This window comes from Ensifer sp. ZNC0028 (genome assembly GCF_000799055.1).
In the GTDB taxonomy this organism is placed as follows: domain Bacteria; phylum Pseudomonadota; class Alphaproteobacteria; order Rhizobiales; family Rhizobiaceae; genus Ensifer.
In genome coordinates this window covers 1-1,645 of sequence record NZ_JTLA01000149.1, presented here as the reverse complement: position 1 = coordinate 1,645, position 1,645 = coordinate 1, and the positions used below count along the sequence as shown (strand labels likewise).

General features: G+C 63.5%; 2 protein-coding genes. One reads left to right on the top strand and one right to left on the bottom strand.

The features are described 5' to 3' along the window. Positions 1–406, bottom strand: a 406-nt coding sequence (locus L981_RS30120) for an alpha/beta fold hydrolase (protein ID WP_043625444.1), incomplete at its 3' end; no start/stop codon positions are given. 118 nt (positions 407–524) lie between these two features. On the opposite strand from L981_RS30120, the gene L981_RS30115 reads away from it, so the two are divergent. Then, on the top strand, positions 525–1,553 hold the full coding sequence (locus L981_RS30115; RefSeq protein ID WP_043625447.1) for a GlxA family transcriptional regulator: 1,029 nt from the start codon (positions 525–527) through the stop codon (positions 1,551–1,553). Positions 1,554–1,645 lie beyond the last annotated feature (92 nt).

The following is a 1,645-nucleotide window of genomic DNA, read 5'->3' as shown; positions in this document are numbered from 1 at the left end:
CGTCGGCATAGTGATCCATGTCGTTGCCGTCCCAGGGCTGCGACGAGCGGCCGTGGCCACGGCGATCATGGGTGACGACGCGGAAGCCGTTGGCGGCAAGGTGGAAGGCCTGTGCCTCCCAGCTGTCCGACGACAGCGGCCAACCGTGACTGAGCACGACGACCGGGCCATCCTTCGGACCCCAGTCCTTGTAGTAGATCTCGACGCCATCGCGGGTGATGATGCGGCTGCCCATGGTGTCTGCTCCCTTCGTGCCGGACGCGCCGGCGGTTGATGCGGTGTTGGATGCGGCCTTGGCCGGCGTGTTGATGGCATTGACCGCGGCTGCACCAAAGGCGGCCGAGAGAACGCTGCGGCGGGAGATGCTGTTGGAAACGCTTGCGGAAACTGCCTTTGCCTGTGTCATTGTCCTCACCTCTTCGATCTCTGTTGCCCTGCTTCCATTCGGTGGAAGCGATGGTTGAATTGATAAATCGGCGGGCCTAACCTCTCGACCGGCAAAGCTGACAACGATGGGGGCAGAAGTGACAAAACGATCGACAAGCGAGCCGGCGGAGATCGGCATCGTCGTCTATCCCCGCGCCCTGATGTCGGCGATCCATGGGCTGACCGACATGTTCCAGGTGGCGAGCATGCAGTCGGTCGAACAGAGCGGCAGGGATGCTCCGCAGATCCGCATCAGCCACTGGAAACTTCAGGAAGATGGCTCGGTGTCGAAATCGCGCGACACCCACGAGGGGGCCTCATCAGGCCTTGTGGCCCTGATCCTGCCGCCGACGCTCTCCGACCTGCCGGTCGGCGATCGCATCGGCGCCCTGCCCGCCTTCGTGCGTGAACAGCATCAGCGTGGCACGACCATCTGCTCCGTCTGTGGCGGCGCCTATCTGTTGGCGGAATCCGGTCTTGCCGCCGGCCGCACCATCACCACCCACTGGTCGCACCAGGACCTGATCGCCGACCGCTACCGCGATATCCGCGTGGATACCGACAGGCTGCTGATCGACGAAGGCGACATCATCACCGCCGGCGGCATGATGGCCTGGATCGACCTCGGCCTGAAACTCGTCGACCGGTTTCTGGGAACCGACGTCATGCTGGCGACCGCGCGCTACATGATCATCGATCCCGGCGCGCGCGAACAGAGCTATTACAGCATCTTCGCGCCGAAGCTCGACCACGGCGACAGCATCATCCTGAGGATCCAGCACTGGCTGCACGGCGCCAATACCAAGGGCGTGACGCTGCAGATGATGGCAGCGCGCGCCGGCCTCGGCGACCGGACCTTCCTGCGCCGCTTCCAGAAGGCGACCGGCTTCAACCCGACCGAATACTGCCAGCGGCTGAGGATCGCCAAATCCCGCGATCTGCTCGAGCGCTCGCATCTCTCGATCGAGCAGGTTGCCTGGCAGAGCGGCTATGACGACACCAACGCCTACCGCAAGATCTTCCGCAAGATCCTGGGTCTGTCACCGAAGGAATATCGCCTGCGCTTCTCGGTTTCGGAGAGCGGACGCGCCTTGGGCGCTCCGGCAAGCCCGATACCGGCCGTGTGATCATCATCAAGCCTCTTTGGAGCACCAAACGCAAAAAGTGCCGCGCACCCTTTCGGGTGCGCGGCACTTTGAAAAAGGGGGGGGGACCAGCA